This is a genomic window from Bacillus cereus group sp. N14, from assembly GCF_016483555.1.
GTDB lineage: Bacteria > Bacillota > Bacilli > Bacillales > Bacillaceae_G > Bacillus_A > Bacillus_A wiedmannii.
The window spans coordinates 31,892-53,889 of record NZ_JAEHBQ010000003.1 but is presented as its reverse complement, the minus strand read 5'-3'; the positions used below and the strand labels follow the sequence as shown (position 1 = coordinate 53,889).

Genomic DNA, 21,998 nt, shown 5'->3' with positions numbered 1-21,998 from the left:
CCTTTGGCGGTTTTTTGTATTTTTCTCCCCCGCTCCTTCCTAACCTACAAGAAAAGGAGTGTTGAACATGAATAGCGCAACAAATCAATCTACCTCTAAAACGCAAACTACACAAGGACAAGGTGAATTAAAACGCGGATTAAAATCTCGTCACCTTACGATGATTTCTCTCGGTGGTACAATCGGTACCGGACTATTTCTTGCCAGCGGTGGTGTCATCCATTCAGCTGGTCCTGGCGGTGCACTAATCGCATACGCCGCAATTGGAATTATGGTGTATTTCTTAATGACAAGCTTAGCTGAACTTGCAGCTTACATGCCTGTTACTGGATCTTTTAGCACGTATGCAACAAAATTTGTTGATCCATCACTTGGCTTTGCACTTGGATGGAACTATTGGTATAACTGGGCCATTACAATTGCTGCTGAACTCGCTGCTGTAACATTAATTATGAAATTTTGGTTCCCAGATACCCCTTCTCTTATTTGGAGTGGATTATGTTTAGCTATTATTTTCCTTTTAAACTATTTATCTGTTAAAGGGTTTGGTGAATCTGAATATTGGTTCGCACTTATTAAAGTAGTTACTATTATTATCTTTTTAATTGTCGGCTTCATGATGATTTTTGGAATTATGGGCGGCGAATCTGTTGGCTTTAAAAACTTCACTGTTGCAGATGCACCATTTAACGGCGGCATTATGGCAATTATCGGTGTATTTATGGCTGCTGGGTTCTCATTCCAAGGAACTGAATTATTAGGTGTAGCTGCTGGTGAAACTGCTGATCCAGAGCGTAACATTCCGAAAGCAATTCGTTCAATCTTTTGGCGTATTCTTTTATTCTATATCCTTGCGATTCTCGTTATCGGTTTATTAATTCCTTATACAACTGAAAGCCTTGCCGCAAGTGATGTAACAGTAAGTCCATTTACACTTATTTTTGAAAAAGCGGGCGTTGCCTTTGCTGCTTCTGTTATGAACGCTGTTATTTTAACGGCAGTACTATCTGCTGGTAACTCTGGAATGTATGCATCAACTCGTATGCTTTGGGATTTAGCTCGCCAAGGGAAAGCACCAAAGTTTCTTGGTAAATTAGATAGCCGCGGTGTACCTGTTAACGCATTAATCGTAACATCGATTGTCGGTAGTATCGCTTTCATTGCTTCTTTATTCGGTGACGGTGTTGTATACATTTGGTTATTAAACGCATCAGGAATGTCTGGCTTTATCGCATGGGTCGGCATTGCAATTAGTCATTATCGCTTCCGTAAAGCATATATCGCACAAGGAAAAGATTTAAAAGACTTACCATATAGAGCAAAATGGTTCCCGTTCGGTCCAATCTTTGCATTTGCACTTTGTGTCATCGTAATTTTAGGACAAAACTACGGCGCATTTATGGGCGAAGCAATCGATTGGAACGGTGTACTCGTTTCTTACATCGGTTTACCACTCTTCTTAGTACTATGGTTAGGATATAAATTTACGAAGAAAACGAAAGTGATTCCACTTGATAAATGTGAATTGAAATAAAGTGAAACGAGCAAACAAATATGTTTGCTCGTTTTTTATTCCAATGCTTCTCCCTTCCCTATTGCTCCTGTTTTTGCAATAATAAAGGAAATATAAATAAAGGTTGGGATACCATGAACATTCGCATTACTGATGAAGCAAAAGCAGCTATACATAGATTAGAACGTGAAGACACAAAAATCATTCGCATTAGAGGAACAATGACAAACTCTTGTAGTATTTTCGTTGATGTTGATTTAATTTGGGATACATATGATGCAGATGATGTTGTATATGAAGGTGCTGATTTTATTGTACAAATGGATTCATTTACGAAAGACTACACTGGTGATACGGTGAAACTTGATTATAAGACGACAGGTTTTAGTATTACGACTCCGAGTGAGACTTTAGTTTATGGATTGTCGATAAAAAAATAAAACTTGTTCTCAACTGACCACTGAGGTGAAAAAAATGGGTAAATATGTTCCATTAAAATTTTTATTTAACGAAGAATTGGCAGAAAAAATGGCTGATTCTATTTGTAAACACGATCCTACTTTCTCTAAAAGAAACTTTGTATCTTCCGTAACATGTAAAGTTGAAAATTTAGAGTTAAAGCAGCGTATTGAAGTAATAGCAGATGAATTACACAATGCTTTACAAAAAGATTTTCATGCAGCAATACATATTTTACTGAAAACATTGGGGCCAGAAAATACAACAGAAGTAGGCACATTTACAAACGGATATATGTACATGCCTATCGCAAAATACGTTGAAAAATATGGACTTAACGATTTTGACTCCTCTTTCAACGCCATGTATGAAATAACAAAAAGGAATACTGCTGAATATGCCATTCGGCCTTTTCTTGAAACATATCATGAAGATACACTAGACATATTACAACAGTGGATTCATGACGAAAACAGCCACATTAGAAGATTAGTTTCTGAAGGTACAAGACCAAGACTTCCTTGGGCTAAAAAAATTGGAGCTCTAAAAGGTGACTTTAAGAACAATTTACAACTTCTTGAACCTTTAATGAATGACCCTTCTAAATATGTTCAAAAATCTGTAGCCAATCATATCAATGACATTACGAAAGAAAATAAAGAACTCGTTTTTCAATGGTTGCAACAATTGCGTGATAAACAGCATCCAGTTAATCCTTGGATTATAAAACATGGGTTACGAACGGTTATTAAAAATGGTACTTTACCAAAAGATTTTTCTTTTTGAGTATTTTAAACAAAACCGCTTATGCTTCAAGAATGAAGTATAAGCGGTTTTTCCTTTTGAATAAAGCAATAATAAACGTAAAAAGTGCTTTAAAATTCTTCTTTATACCTTTATTTTACTAGCTCTTCTATGTTATCATTTTTCTTGATTTTTTCTGATGATAGCCAGAGTGAATAACTTGTTCCATCCTTGTTCCTTAAAAATATGTTAAATTCCTTATTATATAGTTCTTCTTTAAGAATAGTGACTACCTTTCTCAAATCCTCTATTACATAGGAATCATTTCTATATTTTATCTCACTGTCATTGAAAACTAAAGTCAATTCATACTCTAGACAGTTGCCGTCTTTCGGCTGTGAACAAGTAATATCTTCAATTACAAAACGATCATTTTGAATTTCATTTAACCTTTCGCCTACTTTTGTTTCAGTTTGAATCAAATATGTCCAATAACCTCTTACAGTGTTTTTCATTGTTAAAAGCAGTTCTTCTTTCGTTATAGCTTTTTGCACATTATCAAAAGGTAAGCCTATAGATTCACCATTATGATCCTCAATTTCAAGTTTTGTTATCTTTTTATTACTCTTCTGAATGAATTGGAATAGAGCATATAAACGATCTAATTCTTTTGATTCAAATTGACTGTAATCAATCTTGTCACTCGTTTTTAAAGTTAATAATAACTTATCAGTTGGTTTCTCCTCTATATAATCATCATCCACTATATATTGAAAAACATTTTTATTTTCAGGTTCCACGTAACCTAATTTTTTAATTTCTTCTAGCATGGGTTTGAATTTCTTATATTCCTCATATGTTTTTTTCCCGTATTGATATTCATCCCCTTTTATTCTTGAATATAAGAAACCATCTACCTCTACTCTAAATTGAATATTTTTATTATTTTTTGCTTGAACAGTATGATATGTATGTCCCATATTCCCTTCATGTATAGCACCCCAATCTGTTACAATCACATCAATTCCGTGCTTTTTTTTCACATATTTTTTCACCTGATCTTCATCTTCATAATTACAACCACTTAAACATAAGAAACATAACAATAGCAACATTACATTTTTCATTCTTTTCATATAGCACCTTGCCCTCTTCCTTGCATAAGAAATGTTCGCTAATTAAAGACTGTATAAAAAAGAGAATAATAACACCTATACATTATTATTCTCTTTTTTATAGAAACGGGTCGAATCACAGGCAATACCCCATCCTATAACGATTAATGTTACAGATAATAACTTAAGGCCCGTCTTATATATATAATCCAAATCTTTAAGGTAAACAAAAGATATTACTCCTAATACAGCACCCACTATCCCTAGAATCAAACCCTTATACTTTTGTAAAAACATCTTATTCCCCCTTTCGTACAAACTAAATATTCCATATATAAACAATACTAAATTATGGAATATTTTCAAAGAATAAAATTTTTATATTCAGTATATATATATCAATTTCTTATATAAATAAAAACATCCCCATAGATAAGTAAATCTAAAGGGAGTGAACGGTTCCACTTTTTTATAAACAGTACGACTTTATTGTTATGTAACAGAAATGTGAAATATCTTGGCACAATGCAGTTTCACTATATAGCCCATCCAAAATTTAGTTGTACTCTCACCTTGCCTTATAACTTCAAAGGATTTCCACTCGATTATCCCGAATATACAAATAATCACTCTATCAAGGAGCGAATTTATATGAATCTATTCGAACATGAAACGTAAAACCGTTCCACTTTAATAAGAGGTCCTCCTTTTTTCTTTTCTCATCATATCATTTACTTACAAAATAGGAGGATACAATTATGAAACGTGATCCATTATTTTTAACTTTATTAGAAAGTGCAAATACACATTTTAGCGGCTGGGATTTTTCTTTCATTTCAGAAACGGGTCGAATGAATAGCGATCCTTTATCGTGGTCGTACGGCAGCACTGCTTTCCAGCTTATGCAGCGTGCAAAATCAATGCTTGATATGGGCACTGGCGGCGGAGAATTTTTATCTATGTTACAACCGTTCCCATCAACTATTTTTGCGACTGAGGGCTATGCTCCAAACGTGCCAATTGCTCGGAAGAAATTAGAACCTTTAGGGGTTACAGTTATAGAGGTAACGGATGATACTGCTTTACCATTTCAAGATGGTCAGTTTGATTTCATTATAAATCAGCATGAATCATATGCTGCCTCTGAGGTAAACAGAATCCTTTCTCCAAATGGAATTTTCCTTACACAACAAGTTGGTGGTCTCGATTGTGCGGAACTAAATGAGCAGTTTAGCGCACCGCTAAATAGCGAATTTGCAAGTTGGTCGCTTGAAACGGCATGTAGTCAGTTAGAGGAAAATGGATTTACTATTTTAGAAGCAAAAGAAGAGTTCCCTTTTCAACGTTTATATGACATTGGTGCGATCGTCTATTATTTAAAAGCAGTTCCGTGGCAAATTCCTGATTTTACTGTCGAAGGTTACTATGAGGAATTATATCGTATACATGAGATCATCTTGCAAAAAGGATATTTTGATGTGAAGCAACATCGTTTTATGATTAAAGCGATTCGCGGTTAATCATGGAGCATATGAAAAAGAGATGGATCTACCATCTCTTTTTTTATTTTCACTCAATATTTTCTATATTTAAACACTTCGTTTCACAGTAATAGCCTTTGCCACCAACATAAACTTTTTCTATTTTATTCTCGCTATCGGTTGCTAATTTAACTAATATTTCGGAAGGCGAGTGTAAAGAATAACCTTGTTCAAATACATAAACTTCTTTTTGTAAGTAGCGCTGTTCATAAAGGTAGCAAGCTAATGCACCGTTTGAAGTTCCAGTCGCCGCTTCTTCATTGATATCGTATAGCGGAGCAAAGTTTCTGCATATAATTCGATTGTCATTAAAAGTATATAGATGCATCCCGACAACATTATAATACTTGCTGATTTCTTTAATTTTTTCAAAATTAGGTTGCATTGTATGTAATTGTGTTTCGCTTTTTATAGGAATTAAAATATCTTTTAAGCCCGTGGAGACAATTTGAATTGGGTATGCATTGTCTATATCTTTAATGTCAAAGCAGTCGATAAACTCATTTGGAGATATAACATCATAGAATATCGGTTCGTTTTGTTCCATGAATATGATGTCATCTTTTATGGTAATAGTAAGAACACCGCTGTTCGTTTCAATCGTATAGCGATTCTTGAAAAGTTTATTTACATGCATCAGTATCGCGAAAGAGCCAATTGTGGCATGACCACATAAATCAACTTCCTCTTTTGGTGTAAAATACTCAATTTTATAATCAGCAATTTCAGATTCTGATATAAATGCGGTTTCCGCATAGCCCAGTTGTTTGGCTATTGCCATTTTTTGAGTAGTGGTCAATGTATTCTCCATAAATACCACTCCTGCTTTATTTCCGCCTTTATGATCCTTGCTAAATGCACTTGCAACATAAACAGATATTTTCATAAGATACCTTCCTCCCCTATAATAAATTGTAGCATAGAACGTACTACATATATATTGTTGGATAAATTAGCCATAAAGCAAGAGACAAACTATTTTTTAGCATCTGAACTCTCCAAAAAATAGTTTGTCTAGAGCCTGAGAGTTGGATCTATCATCTCTTTTTTCCCGTTTATTTTTAAAAATTTTGTGGTGGCTTCTAGATTGTTAAGTACGTTCACGTCTCGCAATCGCATCAGCTAATGTAATAAGTTGCTTGCACGTTATCTTTCCAGCTAACTTTTCTTTTATAACTTTTTCCATTTCTTTTGTAATAATCATACCTTCTATTGCTAGAGTCGCTTTAGCTGCCTCGAAAGCTTTATTCAGTTCTTCTTCACTTTTGAATGCCATAATTTAAGTTATCTCCTTCACATCATTTTCATTTCCTTTTCTAATGAAGCAAATTGTGTACTTATACATACGTTCCTTTTCCCCTCATCTACATATTTAAATTGCATTTTGATTAGAACTTGCTGAATTAAGTTTTTTATTATACAAACAATTGGTTTTTAATGAGGTATTTTACTCATTTTTATTAAAAAACATTCTCCTTATAATTATATTTCACATAATATATTGTACAACTTTCGTTTCAGAAAGGAGTGTTCAAAATCGATAACATAAGTAGCGAATTTTTAAAACAATATTACGATAGTCGAGTCTGGTTATATGATACACATTGGCTTGGGGTCCCCATTCTCAAACTTCCCACTGATCTTTTTTTGTATCAAGAAATTATTTACGAATTAAAACCCGATTTAATTATTGAATGTGGTACTTGTTATGGTGGTAGTGCGTTGTATTTAGCTTCTATATTAGATCTAATTGGAAAAGGTCACGTTCTTACTATCGATATATTCCCACAACCAAATCGTCCATCTCATGACCGCATTACGTATGTAACAGCTTCTTCTGTTTCTGTACAGGCCGTCCAAACCATTTTAAGTATGCGCAAACCTGATGATGTAATTTTAGTTATTTTAGATTCTGATCATAGTAAAGAGCATGTCTCAAAAGAACTTTTACTTTATAAGTCTATCGTTACTACTGGCAGTTATATTATTGTAGAGGATACATCTATTAATGGAAATCCTGTTTCGCCCGATTGGGGGGCAGGTCCAATGGAAGCTGTAGAAGAGTTTTTAACTAAAAATAACAATTTCATAATCGATGAATCTAAGCATAAGTTTTTCATCTCATTTAATCCAAAAGGTTTTTTAAAGAAGATAAAGTGAAACTTTAATAAGTGGGGTTGTGTATAACCCCACTTATTCTATAATCTTCATTTTTGAAAAAGGATAATATACAAATTCCACTTTGCCTATTATATTATCTTCTTCAATATATCCTAAGCCGTTTCGACTATCTCTACTAAGTTCACGATTATCTCCCATTACAAATAACTTATTTGGCGGGATTTTTGTCTTTTGAAAGTTATAAAACACTTGCGTATTATTGAATAAATCTTTATTTGTATACGGTTCTTCTTGCTTTTTATCATTCACATATACTGATCCATTCGTTATGTTAATTACGTCACCAGGAAGTCCTATTACTCGTTTTACATAATATTTCGACTCATCCTCTTCCTTTATAATGACAATTTCTCCGTGCTCTAAATTAGAAAAATGTACTGCTGCTTTATTTACAAATACGTAGTCTTCTTCATATAAAGTCGGTTGCATCGATTTCCCTTCCACTTTACATAAAGTAAAAGAATGATAGGCTACTACCAAAACAAACACGAAGAGTATGTATTTCCCCCAGCCTCTTTTAATCTCCTGTTTCATATCCATTCCCACCTTATTTAAACGCTTTTTAACTCAAAAAATATATCACTGCACAATATGTTTCCATGCAGTGATACTATTTTTACTGGGTCTTGTTCGGCTGTTCTACTGGGACTGGATTTCCACCCGCTCTTTTCGTTTTCAATTCAAAATACGCATCCAAAATCTCTTTACCAATCGCGGAATTAATTCCTGATTTGTCATCATTCACCCAAGGTACAACAACTGAAAAAGCTACTTCCGGATCAGTATCATATGGTGCATAACCGGCAAGAGTTAAATTATAACATTTTTTTCGGTTATTGTTTTCATCTCTCCCAATATCACTTTCTCCACCGTATACAGTTTCAGCTGTTCCTGTTTTTCCAGCTGGTTTATATGGTAATCCTTTAAATGTTGCCGTACCTGTTCCGTCAGTTTCTTGAAAAACTCTTCTAAATCCTTCTTTTACATGATTAATGTATGAAGTGTCCATATCCACTCGATTTAAAATAACTGGTTCAATAGACCGAACAACTTTTCCAACATCCTCTGGTCTATGTGGTTGCTCTCTCACTTCTTGCACAATTTGTGGTTTCATTCGGTATCCGCCGTTTGCAATTGTTGACATATATTGAGCAAGCTGAAGCGGCGTATATGTATCGTACTGTCCAATCGCATAATCAAGTAAAAAGCCAGGTATGTTATCCGTTCTACCCATTTGACCAATCGATTCATTCGGCAAGTCAATACCAGTTGGTACACCTAAGCCAAACTGTCTAAAGTAGTAACGCATTTTATTAAATGTCTCTTTTTTAATATCTAACGGATTGTTTGGCACATAATTAATACCTGCCATTTTTAATGCTGTATTAAACATATAAACGTTTGATGAAACTTGTAAAGCTCTTAAATCATCAATATCACCAAAATCTTTCCACGATTTCTTTGGCTTAGTACTTCCTTTAAAATACATTGGTGCATCAAAGAAATGCGTATACGGCTTAATTGTTTCAGTTTGATATCCGGCTAATAACGTAGCCCCTTTCACAGTTGACCCTAACTCATAAGAACTTGTCATCGTTCCTAAAGCGAAGTCTTCTATTTGCATTCCGCCATCTTTATTTACAATTTTCTTTCCTGCCATTGATAAAATTTGGCCGTTTTTCGGGTTCATCATTACAACGAACGCGCGATCCATCATCGGCTCTGCAGAATGAAATGCTCGTAAATTCTTTTCAAGACTTTCCTCTACTTTTTTCTGTAACTCCATATCTACTGTTAACATTAAATTATTTCCACTTTTTCCTTCAGTCACCTTTTCTGTCCGAATAATATTTCCCGCTTTATCCGTAATATTTTTAGACTGTTCTTTCGTTCCATGTAATGCATCTTCGTACTGTTTCTCGATATAACTCTTACCAATGCGATCATTTCGGTTATAATCGCGCACTAAATAATAATCTAACTGTTCTCTCGGCAAGCCCTCATTTTCAGTAGAAACGCTACCAAGTATGGAACGAAGTATTTTATCATTTGGGTATTCACGTTCCCAATCCACTGTCGTATCCACTCCTGGCAAACTTGCCAATCTTTCACTTACGATTGCATATTCATTTTGACTTACATCTTTTTTAACAATTTGCGGCGTCATTTTATATCCCGCATTCATCCTACTTTTAATTGCTAGTACTTCTAGATCCTCTTTTGATAGTTCGCTTAATTCTTCTAGCGTAATTCTTTCACGGCGCAACTCTTCAACTTTTTTATCTAATTCTTTTCCTTCTATCTCTTGCTTTCTAAATGTACCCTCATCCTCTTTCGTCACTTTTTCTGCTGCTCGCTTTTCATTTAACTGCATCCAAAAATCTTTTTTATCGGTTTCTGTTAACTTAGCTATATCTTCTGGCGACATTTCAATTAGCTGGGCTAAATTTCTTGCTACTTGTAAAACTTCTTTCGAATCTGCTCCTTTCATTTTCGTATATGTAACGGTTCGTAGCGGTTTGTTATTTACAATCACTTGACCTACCCGATCAAACATCTTCCCTCTAGGAACAGGAGTGCTTACCGTTACATCTTCCTTTTTGTTTACTTCATTTCTATACGTTTCTCCATCAATGATTTGTACTTTACCTAATTGAATTATAATAGCTGAAAATAAAAGAAAGACGATAAAAAATAGTACATTTAATCGAAATGGAATATGAGTCTTTTTCTTTTTCGATTGTTTCTTCTGCTCCTTTTTCTGTCTCATTTCGCTCCCTCGCTTCATTCTATTAACATTTCTACATAGAACCATTATGTATCAAATTTATTTATATGATATATATAGAATTTTATATTAATTACTAAAGAAATAAAAGATTTAATTTTCAGTTTTTTAATTTTATGTCCTATTTATTACCATTCCCCTTAATTCGTCATAACATGAATTTTATTCAAACAAAAAACTGAGGTGTTCTCTATACACCTCAGTTTTTCATAAAAATAATAACTTATTTAACCGACGATACACCTTCAACAAACTCACCAATCTTATTTTGAAAAACAAAATCAAAGTTATATTCTTGCCCTGTTAACTCTTCATTTACTAAAATGGTCGTTGCCCCTATTTCCCTCTTTGCAATTTGCGGGAATGAAGCGACGGGTTGTACTTTTAATGACGTTCCCATAACGATAAGTACATCTGTTTCATATAAACGTGTTATCGCATTTTGATATTGCGGCAATGTATCTCCGTATAAAACAACGTCTGGATTTAAAATGAAATTACACTTCCCGCAGCGAGGCACTTCATGATCAATCATATACTGCAAATCATATCCCGCTTTACACTTCGAACAATGTGCTGTTTGAAGTGTTCCATGTAAATCAATGACATGCTTACTACCGCCTAATTGATGTAAACCGTCAATATTTTGCGTTAAAATCGTAATGTCTTTCCCTTGTTCTTCTAATTTAGCTAAAAAGCGATGGCCACGATTTGGTTTATATTGATGAAACGTATTAATTTGAAAGATTTCTTTATAATGCTTCCAAAATTCTTTCGGACTTCTATTATAATATCCTCTTGATAAATACATCTCCACATTCGCATCAGCATACAATCCATTTGCTGAACGGAAATCTGGGATACCACTTTCCGTACTTGCACCAGCACCTGTTAACACTGTAATTTTCTTCGCTTGCTCTAAAATTGAACGTACTTCTTCAAATTGCACAAAAATCACCTCTATGTATATTGCTATACTTATTATACCAGTTGTTTACAGGAGGTGTTGTACGATTCGGTGTATTTAATTCTTCTAAGTTAATTATCTTGTACTAACTATTTAACAAATTTACCAAGTAGCCATGATTAAATTAGAGCTTCGTAATCTTCTTTAAATTTTAGATTAAGACCTTTATTACTACTTTGAGCCTTTTCATATACGCTATCAAAGCCTGTCATATGCTGCAAGTCGAATCCAATAGTATCCCCAGAAAATAATTGTACATCCTTATATCGATTTGTCTTTGCCCCTATCATTAAATTCGGTGCCACAATAACAGCAGCAATTCTATTTTCAATAACACGTAACTTTAGCATTGTAATTGCTTTTTCTTGATCAATTTCTTCATCACAAAAGTATATAAACACTTCATGACTATCTCCTTCTCTTGGCGCACGATAGACACATGTACGGTCGTATAATTCATCGATGTTATACGCATGTATATGAATTCTTTCTTTCCCTTTTTGCACACTTAAAGAGTTTGCATATTCTTTCACAAGAGGCAACTCTGTATCAAATCCATTATTATTTAAAATACAGTCACCCTTTGTCTTACTAATCGTAAACTCTGTATATTCTTTATCACTATAATACGGATCATCATCAGTAATAAACGAATGCTGCTCTATATCAAATATACTGAAAGCATGTTCTTTACTTCCATCACCTTGTGTGAAGATGGGTTGTAATCGTTGCCCCGTATGATAAGCGATTCGGTCAGATTTTTGACTCAGTTTAGAATGATATGCCATTGTACATAATACACTGCCTTCCATCTCAATAGAGCGACCTTTTAATATATTTGTCCATTTAGACATTTTCACATTTCCACCTGTCAAGTTGATAAGAATGTCCATTCCCTCTTGTTCCAGACGCTCCATTAAAAGCGGGTAAAACATATCATGACAAATACACACCTGAATTTGCTTCCCATTTAGTATTATTGGTGTATACAGCTGCTGTAAGCACTCCTCATCATACTCCCCTTCAAAAGCTACTTTTTCAGCTGTTGAATGCTTAGCATATAATTTCCATTCCGTTTCTTCTTCGGTTGTCGGATTATAAAAATATGCTTCTTCTGTACCGAAATCGGAAGAAACGCCTATCAACACCGGGGTGTTACAGATAGTTGAGATACGTTTAGTCATTTCAATGCACTCAGTTACATCTTCATTGCCCAAAATAAATGCCTCGGGAAAAACAACTAAATCAACAGAATGTTCTAAAGTAATATCTATGATTTTGTCATAGATTTTTTCGTAGTTATATTTATTTTTACCGTCATAATATGGCTGCACCAATAAAAATTTCATACCCGTTTCTTCACTCTTTAAATCCTCCGTACTTCGAAAGGTTACATTACGTAGCCCAAGGTGATATTGATATGTATCAAATACATGTTTTATCTCGTTCGAACCTACAAACCATCCAAACTGGTGATATCTAGATGCGTTGAGCAAACTACCAATTGCATGTTTTGAATTCGCTGTTTCTATTTCAATTCCAAGCAAAGGGTAGTACAACTCAGTTACTTTCTTTGTTTTAATAAAATATAGCAAAGGATGATGAACAACATCTGATTTTAAATGAATGGCTAATTGCATAAGAAAGTCTATAAACCCATCTGTGATTGTAAAACCTGCTGAAATATCTATCTTTGGTATATAATAATAGCTCTTATCAGTTTTAATTTGTTTTTGTTTAAATTTTACTGGTTCAACTGTGTAAGTAGGTGAAATAAGTCGTTGTTTTTCAAGTGAAAATAGCATTTTAAAATACTCTGGCTCTTTGTCTTCAGAAATTGACAAATTCGTATGAGCGAGTTCAGCTAATACCTTTTTATTTATCAGTTTAGACTTCGTCTCACCACCAGAACCGTTATCTCTCGTGATATGATCGTTCTTGAAATGAATTCTAGTTGGGCTAATTACATCTAAATTATCAAGCATCGAAGCATCGATAAAAACAATTTGATGATCGCCTATATTTTCGTGTACCGTTCTTGTAATCTTAACACCACGACGGTATGTATCTTTTTCTGTTGTAGCATTACTATTATCGACAATCATAAATCGATATTGGCATGGAGAGATTAGTAAATTACCAATATTCCCGATTTGATATTTAGATGAAGGTGTTGAACCTTCTATTTCAAATGCAGCAAAAGGCACATACCTTCCTTCATATAGCTGAATACCTGGTAAGTCCTGAATGTTTAATTCAGTAACATCTAAAAACCATACAACATCGTATTTAGGTAAATAACCCCTACCGGAAAATTGGAACTCCTTTTCACTAAAAAAACCTAAATTCTCGCCAATTTTCTTAAGTTTCTCTTGAATTGATTTTGTAGAATCTTTCGCCATATTTACCCCTCATTCTTGTGAATTACACTGAGTGCTTAACCTAAAGTCAAATTCTCTATATTCTATTAGATAACTAATTCTCAAAGCATCAATATCAATTTCCTTATATAAATATATAATAATACTCATTTTTTGTAAAAGCTTGGTAAACACTACATTCTTGCTGTATCTTTAAATTTACCAGTTATGAAAAAACTTAGTACAATTAACAACTCTGATGATTATCCCTTATCCAAGTCACACTTTACTAATATCAAAATCTACTCTGTTTGTTTTACATAAAAAATAGTGTGATATTCTTTATCACACTATTTTTAAATGATTATTTTGTATGTCTTTGAGTTTGTCAGCCCTTCTTAATTAACATCCTTTTTACCTAATGCGTCGCGCCCCCAACCTCTACAATATCTACCTCAACTTTCGTCGTTACCTCAACTGCCAATTCTATCCCTTTACTAATCGTAGAAAGTGACATACTCGGTTGACCTGGATAGTTACTCGCTTGTTCTGGTAAGAACGGAATATGAATAAATCCGCCTTTTATTTTCTTATCGCGTTTCTCTAGTTCATGCATGAGACCGTAGAATAAATGATTACAAACGAATGTACCTGCTGTTTGTGAAACGGAAGCTGGTATACCTTCTTTTTGCAGTCTTTTTACAATTGCTTTCATCGGAAGTGTAGACCAATAGGCAGCTGGTCCTTCTTCTACAACCGGTACATCTACCGGCTGATTCCCTTCATTGTCAGCAATTCTTGCATCATCAACGTTAATTGCGACACGCTCTATCGTAATATCTGGTCTGCCTCCAGCTTGTCCAATACATATAATCATTTCAGGGTTTAGTTCTTCTATATACTCTTTTAATACGCTGATTGATTTTTGGAATACAGTTGGTACTTGTTTACTAATAATCTTATATTCTCCCACTGTTTTTTCATGCAAACTTTTTGCGACTTCCCAAGCTGGATTAATGCTTTCTCCGCCGAACGGGTCGAACCCTGTTAGTAATACTGTTTTCATAGTTTTCCCTCCTAATTAGAAACGATATACAAGACCGTACATAATAAACATATTTATAATAAAGATTGAAAGAGCAATTGGTACTTGCGCTTTAATAACTGCATTTTTATCTTTTAGCTCTAAAAGCATTGCCGGAACGATATTAAAGTTTGCTGCCATTGGAGTAAGTAGCGTTCCGCAATATCCAGCAAACATACCGAGCGCGGCCATAATTGCCGGGTTTCCTCCGTGCATTTGAACAATTAAAGGTAAGCCAATTCCGCCAGTAATAACGGCAAACGCTGCAAATGCATTTCCCATTACGACTGTAAAGAGCATCATTCCTAAACAATATGCCATAACAGCAACGAACGGATATTCTGTCGGTAATACTTGTCCGACTAAATCAGAAACGACTTGTCCAACGCCAGACTTTGCGAAAATACCGCCAAGTGCTGCTAACATTTGCGGTAAAATAACAGCCCAGCCGACAGCTTGTAATAGTCTGCTTCCTTCTTGAACAGGCGTTGTTATTTTCGATTTCGTAATACGCATCGCCGCAATGAATGCAAGTAGTGCCCCAAGTGCTAATGCAACTAATGTGACTTTATCCGGATCAACAAGGGATACATTCCCCCATTTAATCTTCCCTAACGTTAACGTACCGATAATTGTAAAAATAGGAATTAATAGTGCAGGCATAAAAATTTTATTTTTTAATTTCTCCGCATGTTTCACACGTTCTTGTACTGGAACTTCTTTCTCCTCTGATTTTGTTACTTTATTTAATGAAGCTAACACGACCATAGTGAGCACGATACAGCCAACATAAAACGAAGGGATTACATTTCCGAATAAAAAGGTAACTGCAAATAGCGCCCAAAATGAGCTAGAACCAAATCGATTTGGATGTTGACGATCAAATGCAATACGAACGGCGATAAAAGCAACGATTATTCCTAATACGTAATAAATTGTATCCATTGTAATGATGTTCATTTTATATTGCCTCCTTCTCTTCTTTTTCTTTTGATGCCATCGTTTTCGCTATATATTTATCAAATCTTCTAAATCTGATCCAGCTTACGATAAGTGCTGATATTGCAGTTGGAATGCCCCAAAGCGCCATATCCCATACACCGACATGCATACCTACTGAATCGAAGAATCCTTTCATTAATAAAATAGCACCAGTCGCGATAAATATATCCTCTCCGAAAAACCATGCTGTATTTTCCGCAGCTGCTGCATTCGCTTTAATTTTTTCTCTTAACTTTTCAGGGAGCTTACCATATTTCCCTTGCGCAGCCCCTTCTGCCATCGGTGCAACGAGCGGTCTTACCGTTTGTGCATGACCACCAATGTTCAGCCCCAGTGCTGCTGATGATTCTCTTATCGTAAAATATGACATTAATACTCTTCCAGTTGTTGCACCTTTTGATTTCGTTATAAGTGCTTCTGCTCTTTCTTTTAAACCGTAACGCTCTAAAATTCCGATTACCGGTAAAGTTAATATAATTGGCATAGACATATATCTATTTTCTATGAAAAACTTACCGAACAAGCTGATCACATCATAAAAGCTTAATCCCGAAACCATACCCGTAACAATACCTGCAACCATAACTACTAAAAGTGTATTCAATCTAAATAAAAAGCCCACCGCAACAAGTAGTATCCCGATTAATTTAATCATTTCTAGCACTTCCCCCTATTTTTTATTTCGGTGCACAAATAGAAATACCATTAAGTTCGAATGTTCTGTATATTTTTCCCGCAAATTGGACTGCTTTCTCTCCATCACCATGTAAACAAATTGTTTTCGCTTGAACTGCTACTTTCTCTCCGCTCACCGCGTTTACATACCCTTCTTTCACCATTTGAAGCACTTGCTTTATCGCTTCGTCTTCATTTTTTATGAGCGCATTTTCTTCTGTCCGGCTCGTTAATGTCCCATCTTGTTTATACGTACGATCAGCAAAAGCTTCTTGTACGAGAGTTACATTATATTTTTCCACAGCCTGTATAAACGCCTCGCTATTTGCTAATCCGTAAAGTAATAGATTGGGATTACTATGACAAATTGCCTTCGCAATTGCATCTGCAATTACCGGATTAGTCGCCGCCATATTATATAGAGCACCGTGCGGTTTCACATGATGCATTTTCCCGCCTGCTGCTTTCACAAAAGCGTCTAATGCACCAATTTGATACAATACATAGTCGTATACTTCATTTGGTGAAACGTTCATATTTCTTCTTCCAAATCCAATTAAATCAGGAAAACCAGGATGTGCCCCTATTGCTACGTTATGCTGCAGTGCCTTTTCGACCGTTTTCCTCATTACAGTCGGATCACCCGCATGAAAACCACAAGCAACGTTTATAGAGGAAACGAACGGAAGAATTTCATCATCATTCCCCATTTTATAAGCTCCAAAACTTTCTCCTAAATCACAGTTTAAATCGATTGTCGTCACGATGTTCCCCTCCCAATGTCAGCTTCGTAAAGCGATGAATTTCTTTAATAGATTCATATTTACTTCTTGTTCTATGTACAATTGTTCCGCTTCTTCAAGCGTAATTTTCTCAAATGAAACATAATCCCCCGGTTTTAGCTGAGCAAGAAGAGGTAAATCTACTGAAATGATATTTCCCATTCTCGGATAGCCACCTGTCGTTTGCCTATCTGCCATTAATATAATCGGCTGTCCACCGTTTGGCACTTGAATCGTTCCGAATGTAACGGGACTCGATAAAATCTCTTTTTCTTCCACTCTATTTAAAACTTCTCCTTCAACTCTATAACCCATACGGTCAGCGTAATTAGATACTTTATACTCTTTCGTAAAAAATGCCTGTATACTTTCTTCTGTAAATTGATCATATTCAAAGTTAGTTATGACACGCAGCTTAGGATACTTCTTATACTTTGGCAGTACGCTTTTGCTAATTGCCCATTTCGTTTTGTTTCGCTCATCGTTTTGTAAGTTTTGAATGCAATGACTCGCCATTTCTGTGTGCGTTCCAATTTGAAAATAATCTCCCTTTTTCAGCATTCTTCCTTCAATACCACCAATTGCAGCACGTATGTAAGTACTTTTGCTTCCCATTATGCGATCAATCTGTATACCACCTGCAAAAGTCACATACGCTCTGCAACCGCTTTTCACTTTCCCAAAACAAAGCATACTACCTTCTTCCGCTAAAATGGGACGCCATAATGGAATACGCTTTCCATTCAGTAACGGCTCCATATTTGCTCCGCCAATCGCAAGTAAAGTCGTTTTCTTTATTAACAATTTAGGCCCCATAATTGTCATTTCGAGTCCCGCTTCAGTCTCTTCATTACCGACTAACATATTGATCATCCGAAGTGCACTTTGATCCATGGCCCCGCCAACTGGTACACCGTATTGTTGATAATGAGCTCGCCCTAAATCTTGGACTGTTGTAAACATTCCTGCATGTAAAACTTCTACATCCATTCTTTAGCCCCCTCAAGTGATACGTACTCTTCCTTCGTTATTGGGATAAATCGTAAATACATACCGCTTTGAATATATGTTGGTGTTTCTTCTTCTGGATTAAATAAGGAGATTGGTGTTCGACCGATAATATTCCATCCACCCGGTGTTTCAAACGGATATATACCTGTTTGATTTCCGCCAATACCTACTGAACCAGGAGCAATTTGTAACCGTGGTGTTTCTTTTCTAGGTATTTCTAGCTCTTTTGATAGCCCTCCTAAATACGGGAATCCTGGTGTAAAGCCTAACATATATACAAAATATGTTGTTTCACTATGTATGCGAATCACATCTTCCGTTCGTAATCCTCTACAATGTGCGACCTCTTCTAAATCAGGTCCATATTCTCCCCCGTAGCAAACTGGTATAGAAATATGTTTCGCATCTTGATTCACTTCTTCTTTATACGAATTACACAGCTCTTTTATATATTGGCAGACATAATTATATGGCCCTTCACTTCTCTTATTTCGCTTCCATACTTCGTATACATTGTAGTAGACTGCTAATGAAGTAAAAGATGGAACGCACTCAACCATCCCTACAAACGGATGCCGCCTCAACGCTTGAAACAATCGCTGCACTTTTTCGTATGTCTCCATCCTCATTTCTTCACCAAATGTAACAATTATGGCTTGATCCCCTAATGCAGAAAATTTCATCCCACTCCCTCTTTCTATGCCAAAAAGCCGAGTTCTTTCGAAATACGATGTGCTGTTTCTTTCACTTTCGCAATAAAATATGCAATATTACTTTCGTTATACTCAATTGCTAATCCCGAAATACTAATACCTGCTACAACCGTTCCATCGCTTGCGAAAATGGGCGCTGCTATAGCCGCTGTATGATTTTCTAACTCAGAGTAGCTAATTGTATGTCCTTCCTTTTTCGCCACTTGTAACACTTCTAGCAATTGTTTCTTATCCACGATTGTTCCATCTGCAAACTGTTTTAAATCCGTTTCCTCTACGTATTTCCGTTGCTCTTCCTCAGAGAAATACGATAGTAAAATTCTCGGACATGCACCCGCATAAAGTGGCGCTCTTCTTCCAACCGCCGTATACACGCGTACAGGCTGAGCACCTTCCATCTTTTCCACATAAATCGCGTCATTACCATCTTGAATAATTAAATTAACTGCCTGCCCTAAACTATTTCTAAGCTCTTTCATATAGGGAATCGCAATATTTCTTACGGATAATCTTTGTGAAACAAGTTGACCGAACCGTAAAAAAACGACTCCGAGACGATATTTCCCCTTCTCGTTTTTTTGTAAAAACTCCATTTCTTCTAAGGAGCCAATTAAACGATAAACAGATGTTTTCGGCATACTCGTAAGCTGAACCATCTCTGTTAAACTTAGCTCTTCATGCTCATAAAACAACTCTAAAATATCCATTGTCTTAACTGCCGTTTTATTTATACTCATTCTACCTCCCTCTTGTTCCGAATTTCGGAACTTAAATTCCGTTTTTCGAAACAAACATATAATTTAAAATTATAAAATATTCTTTCAATTCTATCAATATTTTTTTCAAGCCTATGAACCGATATATTTGTCAGTAGTTTAAAAAACGTAAATAATTAAATGCATTTGTAAATTTTCACATCAAACTATTACATATCCAACATATTTCAATTATCATGATATATGTAAAACAACATATAAGGAGTGTTTCTTTTGAAAAAGTTGCTAGTAATTCCTGCCATTATGTTATCTTTTTGTATAGGTTATAATGTAACATTTGCGACGAATGAAGATACTCATGCAACCGCTACAGTTGCCCAATATCATAAAATAGCGAACGAAGAAATTCATTTTTTCGGATCAAGTATTTCTGGCTTTAACTACTCTCACGGTGATGAATTAAGCCTTTTTGTAAAAAATATAGGCGATTCTCCTTTTAGTTACACTTTATATAACGCTAAAGGTTCTTGGATGATTGACGGAACTTTAAAAACTGGGGAACAAGCAATCAATGAATTTAATATAAATTGGAGTGATTGGCTTCCTGAAGGTGAATACAAAATAAAATTTAGAAATAATGATGGTTCTCTTTCAAAAGTTCAAGTTATAGCAAAACCTAACATTTAAATAAGTAGGACAAAAAAAGATGATTTCTGTATTCCCAGAAATCATCTTTTTTAAATTCCATTTAATTTGTCAGTATACTTTTTCGCTTCTTTCATGACAAGATCTGTTACCTCTAGTTTACTTACAAATATTCTAGAATAAATCTAGGCTTGTACTGACCATCTTTAAGTATCTTTTCAACTTTATATACAGTTAACGTCTGAGTAAATTTTTCAGTCCTCAACTTGACTTTTCTTTCAAAAACTTTAAAATTTCTTGGTTGAATTGTTGGGGATTTTTTCGTGCAAATGTATGTCCCTGTCCAGAAACTGAGACAAATGAAGCATTTGGAATTGTCTTTGCTAAGTATATGGAATGTTTGCGTTTTATAATGTCATGCTCCCCAACCAATATTAAAGTCGGGCAACTTATTTGTTTTAAATCTAATTCTGAGACACCAATATCATGGAGTAACAAACTGAGAATGGATAGTTTCTGCTGTATTTTCTTACTAAATAAGGACGGAATGAAAACAAAACTATACAATGCATAAATAGCTGCTAACACTAAAAAACGAACTCCACTTGTTTTTGTGTTTCCTGCATTTAAAACGAGTCGATGAACGTATTCGGGATACGAAGTAGTAAACATCATTGCTAAGTTGGCTCCATCGCTAAACCCGAGAAAGTCTGCTTTCCGAATGTTTTCTAAAAGCATTATTGTTTTCAAATCATCGACCATTAGTGGGAAGTTTAAATTTTTGGAGACGTTAGTCGAACGCCCATGCCCACGGCTATCGACTAAGAATATTTGAAAATACTTTTCCAATTCAGGCACCTGCTTAGAGAAATATTTCCCGCTGCCACTATTCCCATGTAACAAAAATAGTGGAAAACCTCGTCCGCTTTTCTCGTAATAAATTTGACTGCCATCTGCCATAATAGCATATTTCCTTTCTTTTTCCACAAAATCACCTACTCGTAATATATATGATCAAGGAGACAAACCTTTTCTTGCTTGCTTCTTAATAGTCTTTTATTTTCAATTGATTTATTATACAAAAAACACCCTATAAAATAGATTTTTTTCGGGTGTCTATTCTATAGGGTATTATATTTCATACTTCTTTATAGCGCTCTTACTTGTTTCAACGGCCAGAAAACAGCTTGGCCTTTTCCGACAATTTCATCTTCTGAAATAAATCCGAACATTCGACCGTCTTTCGAAACTTCACGATTATCTCCTAAAACAAACACTTGGCCTTCTGGCACTTTCGTTTTTCCAGTGATTTGTTCTAACGTAAAGTCTGGAGTTAATACACGGCCTGCTGCTTTTTCTTTAAACTCTTTTAAATATGGTTCTTCCATCGCTGTTCCGTTTACATATAAAACATCGTTTTTATACTCCACTGTATCGCCTGGTAAACCAATCACTCGTTTTACTAAATCGTATCCTTCTTTTCCGTGGAAGACGATAATATCAAAGCGATCTAATCCACTTATACTATAACCAATCTTATTCACAAGAACTCGTTCGTTATTTTCTAAAGTAGGCATCATCGATTCACCTTGTACTAATGAAGGTGTAAATAAAACACCGCGAATAATAGCAATTAATACAAGAGTAAATCCTATCGTTTTAGCCCATGAGAATAATTCTTTCTTCGTATTTTCCTTCATCG

23 protein-coding genes are annotated in these 21,998 nt (G+C 35.1%); 6 read left to right on the top strand and 17 right to left on the bottom strand.

Translation table 11 applies throughout. The annotated features are described in order from the left end of the window. The first annotated feature begins 67 nt into the window (after nt 1-67). The 3 genes from JDS82_RS05970 to JDS82_RS05960 all read left to right on the top strand — a co-directional run bounded on the left by JDS82_RS05970 (nt 68) and on the right by JDS82_RS05960 (nt 2,758). Nucleotides 68-1,534 (top strand): amino acid permease, encoded by a 1,467-nt coding sequence (locus JDS82_RS05970; RefSeq protein WP_064057531.1) that lies wholly within the window; start codon nt 68-70, stop codon nt 1,532-1,534. Nucleotides 1,535-1,647: 113 nt separating this feature from the next. Then, complete coding sequence (locus JDS82_RS05965; protein ID WP_199712873.1) at nt 1,648-1,953, top strand: iron-sulfur cluster biosynthesis family protein; 306 nt, start codon at nt 1,648-1,650, stop codon at nt 1,951-1,953. 34 nt (nt 1,954-1,987) lie between these two features. Next, entirely contained in the window at nt 1,988-2,758 is a 771-nt protein-coding gene (locus tag JDS82_RS05960) for a DNA alkylation repair protein (protein ID WP_000521706.1), read from the top strand. Nucleotides 2,759-2,868: 110 nt separating this feature from the next. Here JDS82_RS05960 and JDS82_RS05955 read toward each other — a convergent pair whose 3' ends face one another. Together JDS82_RS05955 and JDS82_RS05950 are read right to left on the bottom strand one after the other, a co-directional pair. After that, nucleotides 2,869-3,852 (bottom strand): hypothetical protein, encoded by a 984-nt coding sequence (locus JDS82_RS05955; protein ID WP_000827142.1) that lies wholly within the window; start codon nt 3,850-3,852, stop codon nt 2,869-2,871. A 75-nt stretch (nt 3,853-3,927) separates the two neighbouring features. Further along, nucleotides 3,928-4,128 carry a hypothetical protein gene (locus tag JDS82_RS05950; protein WP_000479693.1) on the bottom strand — a complete coding sequence of 67 codons (201 nt, stop codon included), beginning with the start codon at nt 4,126-4,128 and terminating at the stop codon, nt 3,928-3,930. Nucleotides 4,129-4,589: 461 nt separating this feature from the next. Between JDS82_RS05950 and JDS82_RS05945 the strand changes: the two genes are divergently transcribed. Further along, the gene (locus tag JDS82_RS05945) at nt 4,590-5,351 is read left to right on the top strand and encodes a class I SAM-dependent methyltransferase (protein WP_199712872.1); all 762 of its coding nucleotides are present in this window, start codon (nt 4,590-4,592) and stop codon (nt 5,349-5,351) included. Nucleotides 5,352-5,400: 49 nt separating this feature from the next. Here the strand turns inward: JDS82_RS05945 and JDS82_RS05940 are convergent, their stop codons facing one another. Both JDS82_RS05940 and JDS82_RS05935 read right to left on the bottom strand, forming a co-directional pair. After that, a complete protein-coding gene (locus tag JDS82_RS05940) occupies nt 5,401-6,258 on the bottom strand; it encodes a PhzF family phenazine biosynthesis protein (RefSeq protein ID WP_087984570.1) in 858 nt (285 codons plus the stop codon). Between the two features lie 204 nt (nt 6,259-6,462). Further along, nucleotides 6,463-6,648, bottom strand: a complete 186-nt coding sequence (locus JDS82_RS05935; protein ID WP_000874724.1) for a hypothetical protein — start codon at nt 6,646-6,648, stop codon at nt 6,463-6,465. Nucleotides 6,649-6,899: 251 nt separating this feature from the next. Here JDS82_RS05935 and JDS82_RS05930 point away from each other — a divergent pair, with 251 nt between their 5' ends. Next, on the top strand, nt 6,900-7,532 hold the full coding sequence (locus JDS82_RS05930) for a cephalosporin hydroxylase family protein (RefSeq protein ID WP_002096491.1): 633 nt from the start codon (nt 6,900-6,902) through the stop codon (nt 7,530-7,532). Nucleotides 7,533-7,565: 33 nt separating this feature from the next. Here JDS82_RS05930 and lepB (JDS82_RS05925) read toward each other — a convergent pair whose 3' ends face one another. The 11 genes from lepB (JDS82_RS05925) to JDS82_RS05875 form a co-directional block, all read right to left on the bottom strand. Further along, the gene (gene lepB, locus JDS82_RS05925; protein WP_000806886.1) at nt 7,566-8,087 is read right to left on the bottom strand and encodes a signal peptidase I; all 522 of its coding nucleotides are present in this window, start codon (nt 8,085-8,087) and stop codon (nt 7,566-7,568) included. A gap of 82 nt (nt 8,088-8,169) precedes the next feature. Next, complete coding sequence (locus tag JDS82_RS05920) at nt 8,170-10,323, bottom strand: peptidoglycan D,D-transpeptidase FtsI family protein (RefSeq protein WP_087984569.1); 2,154 nt, start codon at nt 10,321-10,323, stop codon at nt 8,170-8,172. A gap of 241 nt (nt 10,324-10,564) precedes the next feature. Then, nucleotides 10,565-11,290, bottom strand: a complete 726-nt coding sequence (locus tag JDS82_RS05915) for an NAD-dependent protein deacylase (RefSeq protein WP_064057526.1) — start codon at nt 11,288-11,290, stop codon at nt 10,565-10,567. A gap of 137 nt (nt 11,291-11,427) precedes the next feature. Then, complete coding sequence (locus tag JDS82_RS05910; RefSeq protein ID WP_199712871.1) at nt 11,428-13,710, bottom strand: nitrilase-related carbon-nitrogen hydrolase; 2,283 nt, start codon at nt 13,708-13,710, stop codon at nt 11,428-11,430. 376 nt (nt 13,711-14,086) lie between these two features. Further along, nucleotides 14,087-14,734, bottom strand: coding sequence for a pyroglutamyl-peptidase I (gene pcp / locus JDS82_RS05905; protein WP_061671922.1), 648 nt, complete (start codon nt 14,732-14,734; stop codon nt 14,087-14,089). A gap of 15 nt (nt 14,735-14,749) precedes the next feature. Continuing rightward, nucleotides 14,750-15,712 (bottom strand): DUF979 domain-containing protein, encoded by a 963-nt coding sequence (locus JDS82_RS05900; protein ID WP_088063875.1) that lies wholly within the window; start codon nt 15,710-15,712, stop codon nt 14,750-14,752. A 1-nt stretch (nt 15,713) separates the two neighbouring features. Further along, nucleotides 15,714-16,409, bottom strand: coding sequence for a DUF969 domain-containing protein (locus JDS82_RS05895; protein ID WP_061671924.1), 696 nt, complete (start codon nt 16,407-16,409; stop codon nt 15,714-15,716). Between the two features lie 22 nt (nt 16,410-16,431). Next, nucleotides 16,432-17,193, bottom strand: a complete 762-nt coding sequence (gene pxpA, locus JDS82_RS05890) for a 5-oxoprolinase subunit PxpA (protein ID WP_088092425.1) — start codon at nt 17,191-17,193, stop codon at nt 16,432-16,434. An 18-nt stretch (nt 17,194-17,211) separates the two neighbouring features. Further along, a complete protein-coding gene (locus tag JDS82_RS05885; protein ID WP_061671926.1) occupies nt 17,212-18,201 on the bottom strand; it encodes a 5-oxoprolinase subunit C family protein in 990 nt (329 codons plus the stop codon). Next, nucleotides 18,192-18,905, bottom strand: a complete 714-nt coding sequence (gene pxpB, locus JDS82_RS05880; protein ID WP_061671927.1) for a 5-oxoprolinase subunit PxpB — start codon at nt 18,903-18,905, stop codon at nt 18,192-18,194. Before pxpB ends, JDS82_RS05885 begins: the two co-directional genes overlap by 10 nt. A 14-nt stretch (nt 18,906-18,919) precedes the next feature. After that, nucleotides 18,920-19,672 carry an IclR family transcriptional regulator gene (locus JDS82_RS05875; RefSeq protein ID WP_088081130.1) on the bottom strand — a complete coding sequence of 251 codons (753 nt, stop codon included), beginning with the start codon at nt 19,670-19,672 and terminating at the stop codon, nt 18,920-18,922. 252 nt (nt 19,673-19,924) lie between these two features. Between JDS82_RS05875 and JDS82_RS05870 the strand changes: the two genes are divergently transcribed. Beyond that, nucleotides 19,925-20,338: a hypothetical protein gene (locus JDS82_RS05870; RefSeq protein WP_060487271.1), complete on the top strand. Its 414-nt coding sequence runs from the start codon at nt 19,925-19,927 to the stop codon at nt 20,336-20,338. A 219-nt stretch (nt 20,339-20,557) separates the two neighbouring features. Here JDS82_RS05870 and JDS82_RS05865 read toward each other — a convergent pair whose 3' ends face one another. Then, nucleotides 20,558-21,283, bottom strand: coding sequence for an alpha/beta fold hydrolase (locus JDS82_RS05865; RefSeq protein ID WP_098191311.1), 726 nt, complete (start codon nt 21,281-21,283; stop codon nt 20,558-20,560). 161 nt (nt 21,284-21,444) lie between these two features. Beyond that, nucleotides 21,445-21,996 carry a signal peptidase I gene (gene lepB / locus JDS82_RS05860; RefSeq protein WP_088063882.1) on the bottom strand — a complete coding sequence of 184 codons (552 nt, stop codon included), beginning with the start codon at nt 21,994-21,996 and terminating at the stop codon, nt 21,445-21,447. Nucleotides 21,997-21,998 lie beyond the last annotated feature (2 nt).